Raw genomic sequence first — 18,315 nt, 5'->3', positions numbered from 1 at the left:
CTATGGCGCTTACAAAAGCTGAGATGTCAGAATACCTGTTTGAGAAACTCGGGCTGAGCAAACGTGATGCAAAAGAGTTAGTGGAGCTGTTTTTCGAAGAGGTTCGCCGCGCTTTGGAAAATGGAGAACAGGTTAAACTGTCGGGGTTTGGTAATTTTGATCTGCGTGACAAAAACCAACGTCCGGGCAGAAACCCAAAAACGGGAGAGGATATTCCTATTACTGCACGTCGCGTAGTCACCTTCCGTCCAGGGCAGAAGCTTAAAAGTCGCGTTGAGAACGCCACACCCAAAGACAGTGACTGATCCCAGTGTTTTAAAAAGGCCGCGCAAGCGGCCTTTTTCATTTCTTTTTTCGCAATCCTTTTACAATCAATTCCCTGTTACCCAGATCAATTCCGCTTATGTCCCAGCTTGAACAACTTGCACGGCACAGCACACGGCAAAATCAAAAATGGCTGATGGGCCTGAGTCTGCTGCTGCTGGCGCTTTTTACGGTCAGCCTGTGTGCAGGCGAGCGCTGGATAGGGCCTGCCGCCTGGTGGAGTGAGAGCGGCAGGCTGTTTGTCGGCCAGTTACGTTTACCCCGTACCGTCGCGGTGATGCTGGTGGGGGCGGCGCTGGCGTTGAGCGGGGTGATGATGCAGGCGCTGTTTACCAATCCGCTGGCCGAGCCCGGCCTGCTGGGGGTGTCCAGCGGGGCAGGCATTGGCCTGGTGGCGGGCGTGCTGTTCAGCGGCGGCGCATTATGGAGCCTCTCGCTTTCGGCGATAGCGGGCGCGTTGGTGATTACGCTGATTCTGCTGCACTTTGCCCACCGCCATTTATCCGTCAGCCGTTTGTTGCTCACCGGCGTAGCGCTGGGCATGATTTGCAGCGCGATGATGACCTGGGCGGTGTATTTCAGCAGCAGTCTCGATTTGCGCCAACTGATGTACTGGATGATGGGCGGATTCAGCGGCATCGACTGGCGTTATGGCTGGATGATGCTGGCGTTATTGCCGGTGATTCTGGCCAGCATGACGGCGGCCCGCGCGCTCAATCTGTTGGCCCTCGGTGAGACCTCCGCGCGCCAGTTGGGACTGTCTCTGGTCTGCTGGCGTAATCTGCTGGTGCTGGCCATGGGCTGGCTGGTCGGGGTAAGCGTTGCGCTGGCCGGGGCGATAGGATTTGTCGGGCTGGTCATTCCTCATCTGTTACGCCTGGTGGGATTGCACGATCATCGTGCGTTGCTGCCGGCCTCCGCGCTGGCAGGGGCCAGCGTACTGCTGGGGGCAGATATTATTGCCCGTCTGGCACTGGCCTCGGCTGAGTTGCCTGTTGGCGTGGTCACGGCCACGCTGGGTGCGCCATTGTTTATCGTTCTGTTAGTCAAATCGACACGTCAGCCTGCGCTGACAAACAAGTCTTAACCACAGGAACCCCGTATGAGCATTTATCAAACTGAACTGGTTACGCTGGATGGTGAGAAAACCACGCTGTCTGCCTGGCAGGGCAACGTCCTGCTGGTGGTGAACGTGGCCTCGAAATGTGGTTTAACGCCGCAATACGAAGCACTGGAAAATATCCATGAAGCCTGGCATGACCAGGGCTTCAGTGTACTGGGTTTCCCGTGCAATCAGTTCCTGGAGCAGGAACCCGGCACCAGCGAAGAAATCAAGACGTTTTGCAGCACCACCTACGGTGTGACCTTCCCTCTGTTCGAAAAATGTGAGGTGAATGGTGAACATCGTCATCCGCTTTATGCGCAGCTGGTGGCCGCAAAACCGGATGCCGTTCGGCCGGAAGAAAGTGGCTTTTATGAGCGTATGGTCAGTAAAGGCCGGGCACCAAAAGCGCCAGGGGATATTTTGTGGAATTTTGAAAAATTCCTGATTGGACGTGACGGCAGCGTGATCCAGCGTTTCTCGCCCGATATGTCGCCAGAAGACCCGATTATTCTGGAAACGATTAAGGTCGCGCTGGCGAAATAGGTGTTACTCAGCCTGCAAGCGGTCGCCGTTGCCGGACGGCTGCAACCGGTGAGCGGTGCGCTTCATGCCGGGCATCTGATCCATCTGGTGGGGCCGAATGGCGCGGGCAAAAGCACCTTGTTGTCCGCGCTGGCCGGTCTGGAGCCGATAACCGGTCAGATGACTTTACAGGATAAAGCGCTGGCTGACTGGCCCGGACCGGCGCTGGCCCGGGTGCGCGGCTGGTTGCCTCAACAGCAGCTGCCACCCGGCATGATGCCGGTTTATCACTATCTTCGTCTGCATCTGGCGTCTTCAGGGCCACACAATGATGCGCGGTTAATGAGCTTACTCGCCCGGCTGCAGTTGACAGAAAAACTCTCCCGACCGCTGAATCAGCTTTCCGGGGGCGAATGGCAGCGCGTCCGACTCTGTGCGGTCATGGCACAAATCGATCCGCAGATTAATGCGGACGGTAAACTGCTGATTCTTGACGAACCCATGACGGCGCTGGATGTGGCGCAGCAACACGCTGTCGATAATCTGATTCAGGAACTCTGTCGTGCAGGGGTTTGTGTGATTGCCAGCAGCCATGACCTTAACCACAGCCTGTGGCATGCCGATCGGGTCTGGCTGTTGCATCAGGGCGCGGTTGTGGCACAGGGCAAACCCTGTGAAATCCTGCGCCCGGAACAGCTCACGCCACTCTACGGTATCCCTTTCCGACAACTCACCCTGGAAGGCCGTCCGCTGCTAACGGTTTTACCCTGAGACTTGCCACGTAGCGGGCTTTGCCGCTACATTTACCCCGTTATAACTGATTAAGGATGAGCTGTGATGCGCATGGGGTTGCTGTTCGTGGTGTTACTGTTGGTGGGCTGTAGCCATCGTGCACCGCCCGTCAATGGTCGCCTCTCTGACTCCATTACCGTTATCGCGCAGCTCAACGATCAACTGGGGAGCTGGCGGGGAACACCGTATCGCTATGGTGGCATGAGCCGCAAGGGCGTTGACTGCTCGGGTTTTGTCTATCTGACATTTCGGGATAAGTTTGATTTGCAGCTCCCACGCAGTACCGCCGCCCAGAGTGATATCGGCACGCGTATCAGCAAAGAGGACCTTCTGCCCGGCGACCTGGTGTTCTTCAGGACCGGCAGTGGCGAAAATGGCTTACATGTGGGCATTTACGACACGGATAACGCCTTCATCCATGCTTCAACCAGTCAGGGCGTCATTCGGTCCTCGCTGGATAATGTCTACTGGCGGAAAGTGTTTTGGCAGGCGCGACGCATATAATTTGTCAACCTAAGCCCGCCCGGTTAGTGCGGATTAATTCAGAAAATGACCGGATCTAAAAAATATTCCTAATTTGGCTTTAACCAACTCATTTTATTTATAACATTGGGAGCGGGAATCTTTTTCATACTTTACAGAATTGTCCCAAAAATTATTTGGCTTAAAGTTTATTTTCTTAAAACTAAAGCCAGTAATGGCCTAAAAATATCTATCTCATCAGTCCTTTGCTACTATTGCCAGTAAGTTTTTAATCATATACGATGCACTATCGCCACATATACTGGCTGTAAAATGAAAATTCATCTGTCGGCCGACTATGAGTCGGAAATTTGGTTTTATGCCGCCTGTTCTCAGGAAGGGCACTTAACCGCTATTGAGCTGGCTACCCAGTTCGTCCACGAAAGTGCGCCTATCACGTTGCCGCAGGATGTTCTGTTGCCGCAGCTTGATGAGACACAGCGCCTGCGCCTGCTGCAGCGGCAGGTTTCGTTACTGGAAAAGCATCAGACCTTTTTCGAAACGCACAATCTGCTGGCCTTTATGCCCACAGACGAGGGCATGGCAAGCACCCTGCTCGAAAGTGAGTTTCTGACGCGTAAAATAAAACAACTGCCCTTTTTAAGGTTGGATATCAGCGAAACGTTTCTCTCGCTCCATTTGGGAAAAAATAATCCGCTTCTCGCGGCGTTATATGGTGAGTTTAAATTGTCTCTGTCGCATTTTGGCGCGGGGAAATCGTCGACGACTGCCGTTTACGATAATCTGTTTAGCTGTATCAGGCTGGATAAACACTTTATTCAGTCGCTTGCTAAACGTGCTTCTTTTTTACCATTTATGCAAAGCATCATTGATAATTTCCGTAGCCATTGCGATCGGATGATTATTTGTGGCGTAGATGACGAAATTTTACTGGATAAAGTTAGCCATCTAAGTAATGTGCATCTGCAGGGGGCCTTGTTCCCGGTGGTGAAATCTGATGCGTTTGAGTCCTTGATCTACTCCGAGCAATTCCTGCACTCTCCCTGATATTTGCACGACTGTCGCCTGTTTAATCCCGGCTATCAACGCTACACTGTGGGTTTTATCATACGATACCCGGTGTCGTTTGGGAGTAGACATGGTCTTTGACAACAGCTGGTTTCGAGAGCTTTCGGGTACTTATACCGCCTTACATCCCACCCCGCTTGCCGGTGGCAGACTGTTATATCACAACGGTCCGCTGGCGCACGAAATGGCGCTGGAGAGCGATCTGTTTACCGGGCAGGGGCACGGTGTCTGGTACGGTGCGTCACTGTTGCCGGGTATGCAACCGCTGGCGCAGGTATACAGTGGCCATCAGTTCGGCGTCTGGGCAGGTCAGCTGGGTGACGGGCGCGGCATTCTGCTGGGTGAGCAGCGCCAGCAAGACGGCAGCCGTCTCGACTGGCATTTAAAAGGAGCAGGGCTGACGCCGTATTCGCGCATGGGCGATGGTCGTGCTGTGGTGCGCTCGACGGTGCGTGAGTTTCTGGCCTCGGAGGCGCTGCACCATCTGGGGATCCCGACCACGCGCGCGTTAACGATAGCCATCAGCGATGAGCCGGTTTACCGTGAAACCGCTGAGCGCGGTGCAATGCTGATGCGGATCGCGCCGAGTCATCTGCGCTTTGGCCATTTCGAACACTTCTTTTACAGCCAGCAGCCTGACAAGGTCAAACAGCTGGCGGAGTATGCCATTCGTCATCACTGGCCGCATCTGACGGAGGACGCCGACCGTTATTATCTGTGGTTCGCCGATATCGTCCTGCGCACAGCACGCCTGATTGCGCAGTGGCAGAGCGTGGGCTTTGCGCATGGTGTGATGAATACCGACAACATGTCGATCCTTGGCCTGACGATGGATTACGGCCCTTACGGTTTTCTGGATGACTACCAGCCGGACTTTATCTGTAATCACAGTGATTACCAGGGGCGCTACAGCTTCGAGAATCAGCCGATGATCGGTCTGTGGAATCTTAATCGCCTGGCGCATGCCCTCTCAGGATTACTCAGTGCAGAGCAGCTAAAGCAGGCGCTGAGCGGTTATGAAAACGAACTGATGCGCGTCTGGGGCCAGCGGATGCGGGCGAAACTGGGCTTTCTGACCGAAGAGGCAGGGGATAACGCGATTCTGACCGGTCTGCTCAGCTTAATGAGTCAGGAACGGCGCGATTATACGCTGACGTTCCGCCTGCTCAGTGAAACGCAGCAGTCAGAACAGCGATCGCCGTTACGGGATGAATTTATCGATCGCGCTGCCTTTGATCGCTGGTATCAGGATTACCGCACCCGTTTGTTGCAGGAGCAGGTCAGCGATGCGACGCGCCAACAGGTGATGAAAGCGGCCAATCCGGCGCTGGTCTTGCGAAATTATCTGGCACAGCAGGCGATCGAGGCGGCGGAGCAGGGTGAGAGCGGGGCGCTGGCCCGTTTACATCAGGCGCTTCAGCAGCCCTTCAGTGACGCGACGGCCGCTGAGTATCGTCAACGGCCGCCGGACTGGGGCAAATCACTGGAAGTCAGTTGTTCCAGCTAAGTTATAAACGGTGAGAAACTGCCTCAGCTAACAGGGCCAGTACAGCTTCGCTGTCTTGCCAGTTGAGGCAGGGATCGGTGATGGACTGACCGTACGTCAGGGGCTCACCGCTCACCACTTTCTGATTGCCTTCTTCGATAAAACTTTCGATCATCACGCCCGCTACCGCGCGTGAACCTCCTTTGATCTGTTCAGCCACATCAGCAGCAACGTCGCGCTGACGACGATGCTGTTTCAGGCAGTTGCCGTGGCTGAAATCAATCACCAGCTGTGGCGCTAAGCCGAATTCATTCAGGCAGGCAGTCGCCTCGGCGACATCGGTGGCATGATAATTGGGCTGTTTACCGCCACGTAAAATCACATGGCCGTGCGGGTTGCCGCTGGTCTGGTAAATGGTCATCTGCCCCTGTTTATCCGGCGACAGGAACATATGACTGGTTCGGGCAGCGCGAATGGCATCCACAGCAATACGCACATTGCCATCGGTGCCGTTTTTGAAGCCGACAGGACAGGAGAGCGCAGAGGCCATTTCACGATGGATCTGGCTTTCAGTGGTGCGGGCTCCAATGGCCCCCCAGCTGATCAGATCGGCAATAAACTGCCCGATCACCATATCCAGAAATTCCGTTGCTGTGGGTAAGCCGAGTGCGTTGATATCAATCAGTAGTTTACGGGCAATGCCGATGCCGCGGTTCACATCAAAGCTACCGTCCAGATCCGGATCGGAGATCAGGCCTTTCCAGCCGACCACCGTACGTGGCTTTTCAAAATAGGCCCGCATCACGATTTCCAGCCGGTCCTGATACTGCTCGCGCAGCGCATTTAAACGCCGGGCATAGTCTAAAGCCGCCACCGGGTCATGCAGGGAGCAGGGACCAATCACGACCAGCAGACGGGGATCGTCGCCCGTGAGGATGCGCGCAATGCGCTTGCGTGCTGCGGTGATATTATCGGCCATGGCGGAGGAAAGCGGATATTCAGCTGCCAGACTGGCAGGAGAGATCAGGCTGCCAATGCGCGCCGTGCGCAGTTCGTCAGTTTTATTCATGGTGTTCTCTAAATGTGTTCTTCGCAGCGGTGGAATACCGGGAAGTGATGAGGGTCACAATAAACCATTAGCTTGTGAATTCAAGCATCAACGTGACAATGGCAGGCAAAATTACGGCAGCGCCACGTTACAGGGCGCTGCCGGCGGCGAATCAGTACATGCGGCGCGTCAGGCCCATAATATCGAGGATCTTGGTGGCGATCTCTTCCACGGAATAGTTGGTACTGTTGAGATAGCGAATCTGGTGGGTACGGAACAGCGCTTCCACTTCGCCCACCTCCAGCCGACACTGACGCAGGGAAGCATAGCGGGTATTTTCCGCGCGTTCCTGACGTATGGCCGCCAGGCGTTCCGGGTCAATTGTCAGGCCAAACAGTTTATGCTGATGCTGGCGCAGAGCGGGCGGCAGTTTCAGGTTATCCATATCATCGGCAATAAACGGATAGTTCGCGGCACGAATACCAAACTGCATCGCCAGATAGAGGCTGGTGGGGGTTTTACCACAACGGGAAACGCCTAACAGAATGACCTGCGCGTCTTCCAGGCCGCGCAGTGAAATGCCGTCATCATGTGCCAGGGTGTAATCAATCGCCGCAATACGCGCATCGTATTTGCCCAGATTGCTGGCATCCAGTCCGTGCGTTCGGTGTGCGACCGGTGCCGGTGCGAGACCAAGCTCCTGCTGAAGCGGAGCGACCAGCGCCTGAACAATGTCCTGACAAAACCCGTCACTTTGCAGAATGATGTCGCGCACTTCCGGCGTGACGATAGAAAAAAAGACCAGTGGACGCACGCCGCTTTGCTGAAAAAGGGCATTGATCTGCGCTTTAACCGCCTGCGCGCGCTGAACATTCTCAACAAACGGCAGGGTGACACTGTTGGTGTTAACGGGAAACTGCGATAGCACAGCGTGGCCTAACACTTCGGCGGTAATCGCAGTGCCGTCGGAGATATAAAAAACGCTTCTGTCGGTGGTCATGGGGCTTGCCTCGTGCAAGGAAGTCGTGAAAAGACGGAGCAGGGTTAAGTTCAGGCGCGCGAATCCCAGCGGGGGCATGTGAAGTCTGGCTTAACCATTTGTCGTACAGTTTTAGCATAACCGACAGAAAATATTCTTTTTCTCCGCCACAGATTTGCCATGAAAAGCGCGCCTGAAGCTGCCTTTTCCACCCGCCTTGTTGCGCAACAAAAACGACGCTTCAGGCGGCACTGAAATGAAAAACACTTTTAAATGAGTGGGTTGTGATAAAAACAATCCTTTGCGCAACGTCTTAAAAAAGCGGGTTATAGTCTGAAACTGCCGCGCAGAATCTGCTTTAACGATTCAACAGATCGTGTTTGCCAAAACCTTATGCCAGGCTGATTGTGTTAATAGCAGGATTTTCCATGTGCCCATTCATTAATAAAGGATCAGTTCAATGTCCAATAAAGGCGAACAGCCGTTAGTACTCTGGTACAACCAGCTTGGCATGCATGATGTTGATCGGGTAGGAGGCAAAAATGCGTCTCTGGGTGAGATGATTACCAATTTGTCCTCTCTGGGGGTTTCGGTACCCAATGGTTTCGCGACCACCTCCTGGGCCTTTAATCAGTTTCTTGAGCAGAGCGGTCTGAACCAGCGTATTTATGCATTGCTGGATGACACCAATATTGATGATGTTGATCAACTGGCGAAAGCAGGTAAGCAGATTCGTCAGTGGGTCGTCGAAACGCCCTTCCAGCCTGAACTTGAAGCCGCCATTTTGTCGGCCTACGAACAGCTCTCAGCAGACGATGCCGAGGCCTCTTTTGCCGTACGCTCCTCGGCCACCGCAGAAGATATGCCCGATGCTTCCTTTGCCGGACAACAGGAAACCTTTCTGAACGTGCAGGGCATCGAAGCTGTGATGGTAGCGGTGAAACATGTTTACGCATCCCTGTTTAACGATCGTGCCATCTCTTACCGTGTTCATCAGGGCTACGATCACCGGGGTGTTGCCCTGTCGGCAGGCATACAGCGTATGGTCCGTTCCGATCTGGCCGCATCAGGCGTGATGTTTACCATTGATACGGAATCTGGCTTCGATCAGGTGGTGTTTATCACGGCGGCGCTGGGTCTGGGCGAAATGGTGGTGCAGGGCGCTGTCAACCCGGATGAGTTTTACGTGCATAAACCCACACTGGCCGCGAAGCGTCCGGCAATCGTGCGCCGCAACATGGGCTCGAAAAAAGTGCGGATGGTGTATGCCGATTCACGTGAGCACGGCGAGCAGGTGCGAATCGAGGATGTGCCGGAAACGGAACGCGACCGCTTCTGCCTGAACGACAGCGAAGTTCAGGCGCTGGCACAGCAGGCGGTACTGATCGAGCAGCACTATAAGCGCCCGATGGATATTGAATGGGCAAAAGACGGGCATACCGGCAAGCTGTTCATCGTGCAGGCGCGACCGGAAACCGTGCGCTCAAATGGTCAGGTGATGGAGCGTTACACCCTGCAAGGCCAGGGAAATGTGGTCATTGAAGGCCGTGCGATTGGCCATCGCATTGGTGCCGGGCCGGTTAAGGTGATTCATGACATCAGCGAAATGAACCGTATCGAAAAAGGTGACGTGCTGGTGACCGATATGACCGATCCTGACTGGGAACCGATCATGAAAAAGGCCTCCGCTATTGTCACCAATCGCGGGGGCGTACCTGTCATGCCGCGATTATAGCGCGTGAATTGGGGATTCCGGCGGTGGTCGGGTGCGGCGATGCCACCGAGCGCCTGAAAGAAGGTCATACCGTGACCGTGTCCTGTGCGGAAGGCGATACCGGCTATGTTTACGACGAACTGCTCGATTTTGACGTGACCAGTTCGCAGGTCGATACCATGCCGGACCTGCCGCTGAAGGTGATGATGAACGTGGGTAACCCGGATCGCGCCTTTGATTTTGCCTGCTTACCCAATGAAGGGGTTGGGCTGGCGCGCCTGGAGTTCATCATCAACCGCATGATCGGTGTGCATCCTAAAGCGCTGCTTGAGTTTGACCAACAACCGCCGGCGTTGCAGCAACACATCCGTAAGCTGATGAAAGGCTTTGACGATCCCGTCGAGTTCTATATTGCGCGCCTGACTGAAGGTATCGCGACCCTGGGCGCGGCATTCGCACCCAAACGGGTGATTGTGCGATTGTCCGACTTCAAAACCAATGAATACGCCAATCTGGTCGGCGGGGAACGGTACGAACCGGAAGAAGAGAACCCCATGCTGGGCTTCCGCGGCGCTGGCCGTTACGTGTCAGAAAGCTTCCGCGACTGTTTTGCGCTTGAGTGTGAAGCGGTGAAGCGGGTGCGAAATGACATGGGACTGACCAATGTCGAGATCATGGTGCCGTTTGTACGTACGGTGGACCAGGCGCAGGCGGTGGTCGAAGAGTTAGGTCGCCAGGGCCTGAAGCGGGGTGAGAACGGACTGAAGGTCATTATGATGTGTGAAATCCCGTCAAATGCTCTGCTGGCGGAGCAGTTTTTACAGCACTTTGACGGCTTCTCCATTGGCTCGAACGACATGACGCAGCTGGCGCTGGGGCTCGATCGTGATTCCGGCGTCGTGTCTGCCCTGTTTGATGAACGCAATGAGGCGGTGAAAGCCTTACTGTCCATGGCGATCAAGGCGGCGAAAAAACAGGGTAAATACGTCGGTATCTGTGGACAAGGGCCTTCGGATCATCAGGATTTTGCGGCCTGGTTGATGGAGCAGGGCATCGACAGTTTGTCACTTAACCCGGATACCGTCGTGGAAACGTGGCTGAGCCTGGCGGCCCTGAATAAGTCTGTCTGACGCGACGTTTACACTGTTACTTTAAGGCCAGCGCAAGCTGGCTTTTTTATTCCCGGCGGAAAAACAGACGGGGTTGATCAGTGCTGACCCGCTCCGGTTGTCGAGATATCACTTGCGCGGAAAGCGTATAAGGGACGAGGTTGCTCTTCGGCCTGTTCATACAACCTGACCGGTAAAAAGAGGGCGCAACCCCTTTTCGACAGGCAAAAAAAAAGCCCATCACAGGGGATGGGCAAAGACTACACACAGCAATTCTTTACGCTACTCAGGGGAAATAAGGGTCTTTAGAAATCAGTGAGTTGATTTCAAACTTGTTAAATATGTTATTCATACCGCTTGCTGGCGTCTTTAAGAATCCTCTTATTAGTTTAAAGGAAATAATATTTTGACCATCATTAAGAGCGTTCAGGAGAGTTATTGTGTATGAAAAATAATCATTTCAGGCCGAAAAATGGGATTAAAGCGCTAAATATGCGTTTTATCTTAAAAACTACTAATGAAAAAAAGGCTGGTGATATCTTAATCAGCCAGCCTACTTAACCACTACTAATCATATGAAATGCAGAACAGGGCCTATTGATCCGTCTTTTCGTCCAGGGCTTTGAGCGGATCGACCGGTGGTCTGGGCACTTCATTCATCCAGACGGACACCAGGCGATAGGAGACAGCCAGCACGACGGGGCCGATAAACAGTCCGATCATGCCAAACGCGATGAGTCCGCCAATGACACCGGATAAAATAAGAATCAGCGGCAGGTCGGCACCCATACGAATCAACACGGGACGCAAAATATTGTCCAGTGTTCCGACGACGCAGCTCCACACCAGCAGCACCGTGCCCCAGGTCGTATCGCCGCTCCAGTAGAGATAAACGATGGCGGGCACCAGCACCAGCAGGGGACCAATCTGGACCAGACAGCAGAGGATCATCAGGACGGTCAGCAAGGTCGCATAAGGAATGCCGGAGATGGCCAGCCCGATACCGCCCAGCACGCCCTGTACCAACGCAGTCACCACCACGCCCAGCGCCACCGCACGTACGGCTTGCCCGGCCAGCAAAACGGCGGCATCACCGCGACGGCCCGCCATGCGCACAGCGAAATGGCGAATTCCCAGCGCCGCCTGTTCACCGCGCCAGTAGAGCAGCACGCTAAACAGCAGCATCACGGCCAGATGAATCATAAACCGGCCAAAGTGTCCGGCCTGCGCAACAAAGAAGCCTGTTGTACGACCGACGTAAGGCTGAAGCTTGGCCATGATGGCCGCACCGCCGCCGGCCACCAGTTTCTGGTAGCTGGCATACAGTTTTTCCCCGACCACAGGAATGTCATTCAGCCAGCTCAGCGTCGGCAGCATATGGCCCTGCGTCGCCCAGGCAATTACCGGAGCACTGTTATCAATCAGGCTGTTCACCAGCAGGGCAACCGGAATAATAAACAGCAGCAGAAGCAGAATGGTCATCACAATGACGGCCAGAGAACGCCGGCCCCAGAGCAGTCGCTGAATTCTCAGCATCAACGGCCAGGTCGCAATCACTACCATGCTGGCCCAGGCGAAGCCGAGGATAAAAGGTTGCACCACCCATAAGCAGGCGGCAATCAACAGCAAAATGAATATCAGAGTGAACAACATTTGGGGAAGGTCTATCTGCCGTTCCAGGCTTTTCATCTTAAGCATTACCTCTTTGAGATCCGTCAACGCAGGGGATGACAGTGACCCGTCATCATGAGCTATTTGAGGGCGTTTAAACAGGCTTGTAAAGAAATGGTTTCAGCCTTTCCTGAAAAAACGACAGGGCTGACAGAAATGTGATAAAACAGGAGATTAACGCACGCGACAGACGCAAACCTACACAACATCTTTGGTCACAGAATCATGATCCCACAGATTTCTCAGGCACCGGGTCTTATCCAGCGGGTGCTGACATTCCTTGAAACCCTCAAAGAACAGGGCTTCACCGGCGATACCGCCACCAGTTATGCCGACAGGCTTTCTCTCTCAACCGACAACAGCATCTATCAGCTGCTGCCCGATGCGGTGCTGTTTCCGCGCTCGACGGCTGATGTCGCGCTGATTGCCCGCGTAGCGGGGGACCCGGCGTTCTCGAGTCTGGTTTTCACCCCGCGCGGTGGCGGGACCGGCACTAACGGCCAGTCACTGAATCAGGGCATTATTGTGGATATGTCCCGCTACATGAACCGCATCCTGGAGGTTAACACCGAACAGGGATGGGTGCGTGTAGAAGCGGGCGTGGTTAAAGATCAACTTAACGCGTATCTGAAACCGTTTGGTTACTTTTTCTCGCCAGAGTTGTCGACCAGTAACCGCGCTACGCTGGGCGGCATGATCAATACCGATGCCTCTGGCCAGGGATCGCTGGTGTATGGTAAAACCTCTGATCATGTTCTTGGGTTGCGGGCCGTCCTGCTGGGGGGCGATATTCTGGATACCCGGCCCATGCCCACGGCGCTGGCCGAAAGCCTGGCGCAAACACCCACGCCAGAGGGCCGCATCTATCAGCAGGTTCTGACGCGATGTCGCGAACAGCGTGACCTGATTCTGGAAAAATTTCCCAAACTGAACCGCTTCCTGACCGGCTACGATTTGCGTCATGTCTTTAGCGACGATATGCAAACGTTTGACCTGACGCGCCTGCTGTGCGGCGCAGAAGGCACGCTGGCCTTTATCAGTGAAGCCCGGCTGGATATTACGCCCCTGCCTAAAGTGCGGCGCGTGGTGAATATCAAATACGACTCCTTTGATTCTGCTTTGCGCAATGCGCCTCTGATGGTACAGGCGCAGGCTCTGTCCGTCGAAACGGTAGACTCGAAAGTGCTCAATCTGGCACGGGAGGACATCGTCTGGCACTCGGTGAAAGCGCTGATCACCGATGTTCCCGACAAAACGATGTCAGGGCTGAATATTGTGGAGTTTGCCGGGGATGACGAAGCGAAAATTGAGCAGCAACTGACGCAACTGTGCAGCCGACTTGATGCGCTGATCGCGCAGCAGGAAGGCGGCGTCATTGGCTATCAACGCTGTAACGACCTGGACAGCATCGAACGCATTTATAACATGCGTAAAAAAGCGGTGGGATTATTGGGCAATGCGAAAGGGCGGGCGAAGCCGATTCCGTTTGTCGAAGATACGGCCGTCCCGCCGGAACACCTTGCCGACTACATCGTCGAGTTCCGGGCGCTTCTTGACAGCCATGGCCTGAGTTACGGCATGTTTGGCCATGTGGACGCGGGCGTGCTCCATGTCCGTCCGGCGCTGGATATGTGCGATCCGCATCAGGAAATGATGATGAAGCAGATTTCTGATGAGGTGGTCGAACTGACCGCGCGCTATGGCGGTCTGCTGTGGGGCGAACATGGCAAGGGCTTTCGCGCGCAATACAGTCCGGCCTTCTTCGGGGACACCCTGTTCAACGAACTGCGCCGTATCAAAGCGGCGTTCGATCCCGGTAACCGGTTGAACCCCGGCAAGATCTGTACGCCTTACAACAGCGATGCGGCGATGATGCAGGTGGATGCCATTAAACGCGGCAGCTATGACCGCCAGATTCCTGTACAGGTGCGTGACACCTGGCGTGGCGCGATGGAATGTAACGGTAATGGCTTGTGTTTCAATTTCGACGTGCGCAGCCCGATGTGCCCCTCGATGAAAATCACGCGCAACCGCATTCATTCACCTAAAGGGCGCGCCACCTTAACACGCGAATGGCTGCGCTTGCTGGCAGAGCAGGGCGTGGATCCGGTGATGCTGGAGAAAAAACTGCCGGAGAAGACACTGTCGTTGCGGGGGCTGGTTGGCCGCATGCGGAACACCTGGTATGCGAATAAAGGGGAATATGATTTTTCGCATGAAGTGAAGGACGCCATGTCAGGCTGCCTGGCCTGTAAGGCCTGTTCAACCCAGTGCCCGATTAAAATTGACGTGCCGGCTTTCCGCTCGCGTTTTTTGCAGCTTTATCATACGCGCTATCTTCGTCCCCTGAGCGATCATCTGGTGGCCGCGGTGGAAAGCTATGCGCCCGTGATGGCAAAAGCGCCTACGGTCTTTAACTTCTTCCTTAAACAGCCCTGGGCCGCATCGTTCAGCAAAACGCACATTGGCATGGTGGATTTGCCCTTGCTTTCCTCACCTACACTCAAACAGCAGCTGAGCGGCCATCCGGCAATGCAGATGACGCTGGAACAGCTTGAAGGGCTGACGGAGGCGCAGCGGGCGAAAACGGTGCTGGTGGTGCAGGATCCCTTTACCAGCTTCTATGAGGCCCGGCTGGTCAGCGACTTTATCAGGCTGATTGAGAAACTCGGCTATCAACCTGTTCTGTTGCCCTTCTCGCCAAACGGTAAGGCACAGCACGTTAAAGGCTTTTTACAACGCTTTGCCCGCACGGCCAGTAAAACCGCCGATTTTCTCAATCGCGTCGCCCGACTGGGCATGCCAATGGTCGGCATCGATCCCGCCACGGTCCTGTGTTATCGCGATGAATATCGTCAGACGCTGGGGGAGGCGCGGGGCGATTTCAATGTGCTATTGGTGCATGAATGGTTGCAGAATGCGGTGCAGGAACGTGACGTCCAGATTGCCAGCGGCGAAGCCTGGTACCTGTTTGCGCACTGCACCGAAGTCACCGCCTTGCCTGCAACGCCCGGTCAGTGGCAGGCGATTTTTTTACGGTTTGGTGCAAAGCTGGAAAACATCAACGTGGGCTGCTGTGGCATGGCGGGCACTTACGGACACGAGAGCAAAAATCTGGACAATTCGCTGGGCATTTACGCGCTCTCATGGCATCCGCAGTTGCAAAAGCTGCCGCGTCAACGCTGTCTGGCAACCGGTTTTTCCTGCCGGAGCCAGGTTAAACGTGTTGAAGGCAATGGTATGCGCCATCCGCTTCAGGCTCTGCTTGAGCTGGTGTAAAAAGGCAGGAGACGTCAACCGCAGGCTGGATTAGAATATCCAGCCTGCATGTTTGACAAAGTTACTCTGGAGCACCGTCGCCTGTTCCCATTCACCTGTAATGGCCAGCTGGTGGCATAGCCGGGTGAGTGACAGTCTTGCCAACTGGTAAGCCTGAATGCGAAACAGCCGATCCCGGTCGGGGTTTTGCATTTCTACGACCAGTCGGTGATGAAGCTTACCCATGGCATGCAAATAACTCTGGTCGTCACCGTTCAGTTGGCAAAGTTCTGCCATATCCAGACAGGTATCATTGAACTGACGTAACTGCTGAACGGTACACTCAGCCCGGTCAAGTCTGGCCTGCGCCAGGTAAAAATCGACAGTGAGATCGCGAACCGAAAAACGGTATTCATCAAGTTTGTGCTGAAGCCAGGCGGAAACCGATAACGACATAACGCATCCTGATGCTGAATGATAATAATTATCATATTCAACTGAACAGCGATTGCAATTGGCAAATGAGAATTTTTTTCCGATTTATTTCACCTGTCGGTATAATCGGAAATAACAATCTGTTTACAACACAGAAAGGCGTAACCTATCAATAAAGGGTTTATCATAAAGTGATGATTTTAAAATTCACCAGTTATTAACAGGTTACGAGGTCGTGCTTCCTGCCTGTTTTGCGAATGCAAGCCTGGCTGAAGACGCTATGCTTAATAAATGCGCTGTTAAAAACAGCACCTAATGATTATCCCTGCAAAACAAGAGGTTGAAGTGATCAGTGAGATCACTACCATAGGGGGATAGCCTGAAAAGGTCCGGACTCACAAGAGGTAGCAACATGTCATCCGTGAATGCAGACTCTTTCTCACCTGACGAATATGTGTGGAAAGGGTTAACGCTGACCGAAACCGCAGCGAAACAAATTCTAAATCTGGCCGCAGAAAACCCAGAAGTCAAGGGGCTGCGTTTAGCGATTAAACAATCCGGTTGTGCCGGCTTTGGTTATGTCATGGATCTGGTGAAGCAACCAGAAGATGACGACCTGCAGTTTACCTACTACGGCGCAACATTGTTTGTACCGCTTCAGGCGATGCCATTTATCGATGGCACTGAAGTGGATTACGTCCGTGAAGGCCTGAATCAAATTTTTAAATTCAATAACCCTAAAGCTCAACACGCCTGCGGGTGCGGTGAAAGCTTTGGCGTCGAGTAAGTGAAATATGTCACGACACAGCGAAACATCTGACGATGTACAAATGTGGGAAGGCAAGCTCAATTATAAAGAGGGCTTCTTTACCCAGTTGCAAACCGAAGAATTTGCCAACGGCATCAATGAAGATGTCGTGCGCGCAATTTCGGCTAAGCGTAACGAGCCAGAGTGGATGCTGGAGTTTCGGCTTAAAGCTTTTCGTGCCTGGCTGGAAATGGAAGAGCCACACTGGCTGAAAGCGCACTACGAAAAGCTCGACTATCAGGATTACAGTTACTATTCCGCGCCGTCGTGCGGCAATTGTGACGATACCTGTGCGTCGGAGCCGGGAGCCACGCAGGCTTCAGGCGCGGCGCCTGCCAACGATTACCTGACGCAGGAAGTGGAAAACGCCTTCAACCAACTGGGTGTACCGGTGCGTGAAGGCAAGGAAGTGGCGGTTGACGCCATTTTTGACTCGGTGTCGGTGTCCACCACCTATCGTAGCAAGCTGGCGGAACAGGGCATTATCTTCTGCTCGTTCGGTGAAGCCATTCACGATCATCCGGAGCTGGTGAAGAAATATCTGGGCACGGTAGTCCCACCCAACGACAACTTCTTCGCTGCCCTGAATTCAGCGGTTGCGTCAGACGGTACCTTTGTTTACATCCCGAAAGGGGTGCGTTGTCCGATGGAGCTGTCGACCTACTTCCGTATTAACGCGGCGAAAACCGGTCAGTTTGAACGCACCATCCTGATTGCTGATGAAGACAGCTATGTCAGCTACATTGAAGGCTGTTCTGCACCGGTCCGTGACAGCTATCAGCTGCACGCAGCGGTGGTTGAGGTGATCATCCACAAGAATGCGGAAGTGAAATACTCCACCGTGCAGAACTGGTTTCCGGGCGGTGAAGGCGAGGGCGGTATCCTTAACTTCGTGACCAAGCGTGCGCTGTGTGAAGGCGACCACAGTAAAATGTCCTGGACGCAGTCGGAAACCGGGTCGGCCATTACCTGGAAATACCCGAGCTGTATCCTGCGTGGCGATCACTCCGTGGGCGAGTTCTACTCCGTCGCCTTAACCAGCGGACGCCAGCAGGCGGACACCGGTACCAAGATGATTCACATTGGTAAAAACACCCGGTCGACCATTATCTCCAAAGGTATCTCTGCCGGTAAAAGCCAGAACACCTACCGTGGCCTGGTGAAAATCATGCCGACGGCCACCAACGCACGTAACTTTACCCAGTGTGATTCCATGCTGATTGGGCCAGATTGTGGTGCACATACATTCCCATATGTTGAAACCCGCAACAACACCGCCCAGCTGGAGCATGAAGCGACCACTTCACGTATCGGCGAAGATCAGATGTTCTACTGTCTGCAACGTGGCATCAGTGAAGAAGATGCTATCTCGATGATCGTGAACGGCTTCTGTAAAGACGTATTCTCTGAGCTGCCGCTGGAATTTGCAGTGGAAGCACAAAAACTGTTAGCCATCAGCCTTGAGCACAGTGTGGGCTGATTGACGCCGTCACACGCGTTGCCGGAAGCAATG

General features: G+C 54.0%; 14 protein-coding genes, 1 other RNA gene and 1 pseudogene. 11 read left to right on the top strand and 5 right to left on the bottom strand.

What is annotated here, in order from left to right:
* The first annotated feature begins 2 nt into the window (after positions 1 to 2).
* The 7 genes from ihfA to GC090_RS11670 all read left to right on the top strand — a co-directional run bounded on the left by ihfA (position 3) and on the right by GC090_RS11670 (position 5,801).
* Entirely contained in the window at positions 3 to 305 is a 303-nt protein-coding gene (ihfA, locus tag GC090_RS11700; RefSeq protein ID WP_006118960.1) for an integration host factor subunit alpha, read from the top strand.
* Positions 306 to 403: 98 nt separating this feature from the next.
* A complete protein-coding gene (btuC, locus tag GC090_RS11695) occupies positions 404 to 1,411 on the top strand; it encodes a vitamin B12 ABC transporter permease BtuC (RefSeq protein WP_039340645.1) in 1,008 nt (335 codons plus the stop codon).
* A gap of 15 nt (positions 1,412 to 1,426) precedes the next feature.
* Entirely contained in the window at positions 1,427 to 1,972 is a 546-nt protein-coding gene (locus GC090_RS11690) for a glutathione peroxidase (RefSeq protein WP_039340642.1), read from the top strand.
* Complete coding sequence (gene btuD / locus GC090_RS11685) at positions 1,973 to 2,722, top strand: vitamin B12 ABC transporter ATP-binding protein BtuD (RefSeq protein ID WP_058701725.1); 750 nt, start codon at positions 1,973 to 1,975, stop codon at positions 2,720 to 2,722.
* Positions 2,723 to 2,788: 66 nt separating this feature from the next.
* On the top strand, positions 2,789 to 3,247 hold the full coding sequence (locus tag GC090_RS11680) for an NlpC/P60 family protein (protein WP_033741136.1): 459 nt from the start codon (positions 2,789 to 2,791) through the stop codon (positions 3,245 to 3,247).
* Between the two features lie 291 nt (positions 3,248 to 3,538).
* Positions 3,539 to 4,273 (top strand): EAL domain-containing protein, encoded by a 735-nt coding sequence (locus tag GC090_RS11675; protein ID WP_006118964.1) that lies wholly within the window; start codon positions 3,539 to 3,541, stop codon positions 4,271 to 4,273.
* Between the two features lie 91 nt (positions 4,274 to 4,364).
* Positions 4,365 to 5,801, top strand: coding sequence for a protein adenylyltransferase SelO (locus GC090_RS11670; RefSeq protein ID WP_324019839.1), 1,437 nt, complete (start codon positions 4,365 to 4,367; stop codon positions 5,799 to 5,801).
* 1 nt (position 5,802) lies between these two features.
* Here GC090_RS11670 and GC090_RS11665 read toward each other — a convergent pair whose 3' ends face one another.
* Positions 5,803 to 6,849, bottom strand: coding sequence for a 3-deoxy-7-phosphoheptulonate synthase (locus GC090_RS11665; protein ID WP_033741140.1), 1,047 nt, complete (start codon positions 6,847 to 6,849; stop codon positions 5,803 to 5,805).
* 151 nt (positions 6,850 to 7,000) lie between these two features.
* On the bottom strand, positions 7,001 to 7,828 hold the full coding sequence (locus GC090_RS11660) for a posphoenolpyruvate synthetase regulatory kinase/phosphorylase PpsR (RefSeq protein ID WP_006118966.1): 828 nt from the start codon (positions 7,826 to 7,828) through the stop codon (positions 7,001 to 7,003).
* 439 nt (positions 7,829 to 8,267) lie between these two features.
* Here GC090_RS11660 and ppsA point away from each other — a divergent pair.
* A pseudogene (gene ppsA / locus GC090_RS11655) lies at positions 8,268 to 10,651 on the top strand (phosphoenolpyruvate synthase).
* A gap of 204 nt (positions 10,652 to 10,855) precedes the next feature.
* Here the strand turns inward: ppsA and rprA are convergent.
* Positions 10,856 to 10,965, bottom strand: an RNA gene (gene rprA, locus GC090_RS11650) — antisense sRNA RprA.
* 259 nt (positions 10,966 to 11,224) lie between these two features.
* A complete protein-coding gene (ydiK, locus tag GC090_RS11645; protein WP_006118968.1) occupies positions 11,225 to 12,319 on the bottom strand; it encodes an AI-2E family transporter YdiK in 1,095 nt (364 codons plus the stop codon).
* Between the two features lie 207 nt (positions 12,320 to 12,526).
* On the opposite strand from ydiK, the gene GC090_RS11640 reads away from it, so the two are divergent.
* On the top strand, positions 12,527 to 15,580 hold the full coding sequence (locus tag GC090_RS11640; protein WP_033741143.1) for a D-2-hydroxyglutarate dehydrogenase YdiJ: 3,054 nt from the start codon (positions 12,527 to 12,529) through the stop codon (positions 15,578 to 15,580).
* A gap of 30 nt (positions 15,581 to 15,610) precedes the next feature.
* On the opposite strand, the gene GC090_RS11635 is transcribed toward GC090_RS11640, so the two are convergent.
* Positions 15,611 to 16,015, bottom strand: a complete 405-nt coding sequence (locus tag GC090_RS11635; protein WP_006118970.1) for a hypothetical protein — start codon at positions 16,013 to 16,015, stop codon at positions 15,611 to 15,613.
* 391 nt (positions 16,016 to 16,406) lie between these two features.
* Here GC090_RS11635 and sufA point away from each other — a divergent pair, with 391 nt between their 5' ends.
* A complete protein-coding gene (gene sufA / locus GC090_RS11630; protein ID WP_006118971.1) occupies positions 16,407 to 16,781 on the top strand; it encodes a Fe-S cluster assembly scaffold SufA in 375 nt (124 codons plus the stop codon).
* Between the two features lie 7 nt (positions 16,782 to 16,788).
* The gene (gene sufB / locus GC090_RS11625) at positions 16,789 to 18,282 is read left to right on the top strand and encodes a Fe-S cluster assembly protein SufB (RefSeq protein WP_033741147.1); all 1,494 of its coding nucleotides are present in this window, start codon (positions 16,789 to 16,791) and stop codon (positions 18,280 to 18,282) included.
* Positions 18,283 to 18,315: the final 33 nt, after the last annotated feature.

The sequence above is a fragment of the Pantoea sp. JZ29 genome, from assembly GCF_035190385.1.
Classification (GTDB): domain Bacteria; phylum Pseudomonadota; class Gammaproteobacteria; order Enterobacterales; family Enterobacteriaceae; genus Pantoea; species Pantoea stewartii.
This window is presented reverse-complemented; position numbering and strand designations above follow the sequence as displayed.

Excerpts from the sequence above, each read along its gene's own strand:
- ydiK (WP_006118968.1), bottom strand. The coding sequence starts at position 12,319 with ATGAAAAGCCTGGAACGGCAGATAGACCTTCCCCAAATGTTGTTCACT.
- GC090_RS11665 (WP_033741140.1), bottom strand. The coding sequence starts at position 6,849 with ATGAATAAAACTGACGAACTGCGCACGGCGCGCATTGGCAGCCTGATC.
- GC090_RS11680 (WP_033741136.1), top strand. The coding sequence starts at position 2,789 with ATGCGCATGGGGTTGCTGTTCGTGGTGTTACTGTTGGTGGGCTGTAGC.
- GC090_RS11690 (WP_039340642.1), top strand. The coding sequence starts at position 1,427 with ATGAGCATTTATCAAACTGAACTGGTTACGCTGGATGGTGAGAAAACC.
- GC090_RS11660 (WP_006118966.1), bottom strand. The coding sequence starts at position 7,828 with ATGACCACCGACAGAAGCGTTTTTTATATCTCCGACGGCACTGCGATT.
- ihfA (WP_006118960.1), top strand. The coding sequence starts at position 3 with ATGGCGCTTACAAAAGCTGAGATGTCAGAATACCTGTTTGAGAAACTC.
- GC090_RS11675 (WP_006118964.1), top strand. The coding sequence starts at position 3,539 with ATGAAAATTCATCTGTCGGCCGACTATGAGTCGGAAATTTGGTTTTAT.
- btuC (WP_039340645.1), top strand. The coding sequence starts at position 404 with ATGTCCCAGCTTGAACAACTTGCACGGCACAGCACACGGCAAAATCAA.
- sufB (WP_033741147.1), top strand. The coding sequence starts at position 16,789 with ATGTCACGACACAGCGAAACATCTGACGATGTACAAATGTGGGAAGGC.
- GC090_RS11635 (WP_006118970.1), bottom strand. The coding sequence starts at position 16,015 with ATGTCGTTATCGGTTTCCGCCTGGCTTCAGCACAAACTTGATGAATAC.
- sufA (WP_006118971.1), top strand. The coding sequence starts at position 16,407 with ATGTCATCCGTGAATGCAGACTCTTTCTCACCTGACGAATATGTGTGG.
- GC090_RS11670 (WP_324019839.1), top strand. The coding sequence starts at position 4,365 with ATGGTCTTTGACAACAGCTGGTTTCGAGAGCTTTCGGGTACTTATACC.
- GC090_RS11640 (WP_033741143.1), top strand. The coding sequence starts at position 12,527 with ATGATCCCACAGATTTCTCAGGCACCGGGTCTTATCCAGCGGGTGCTG.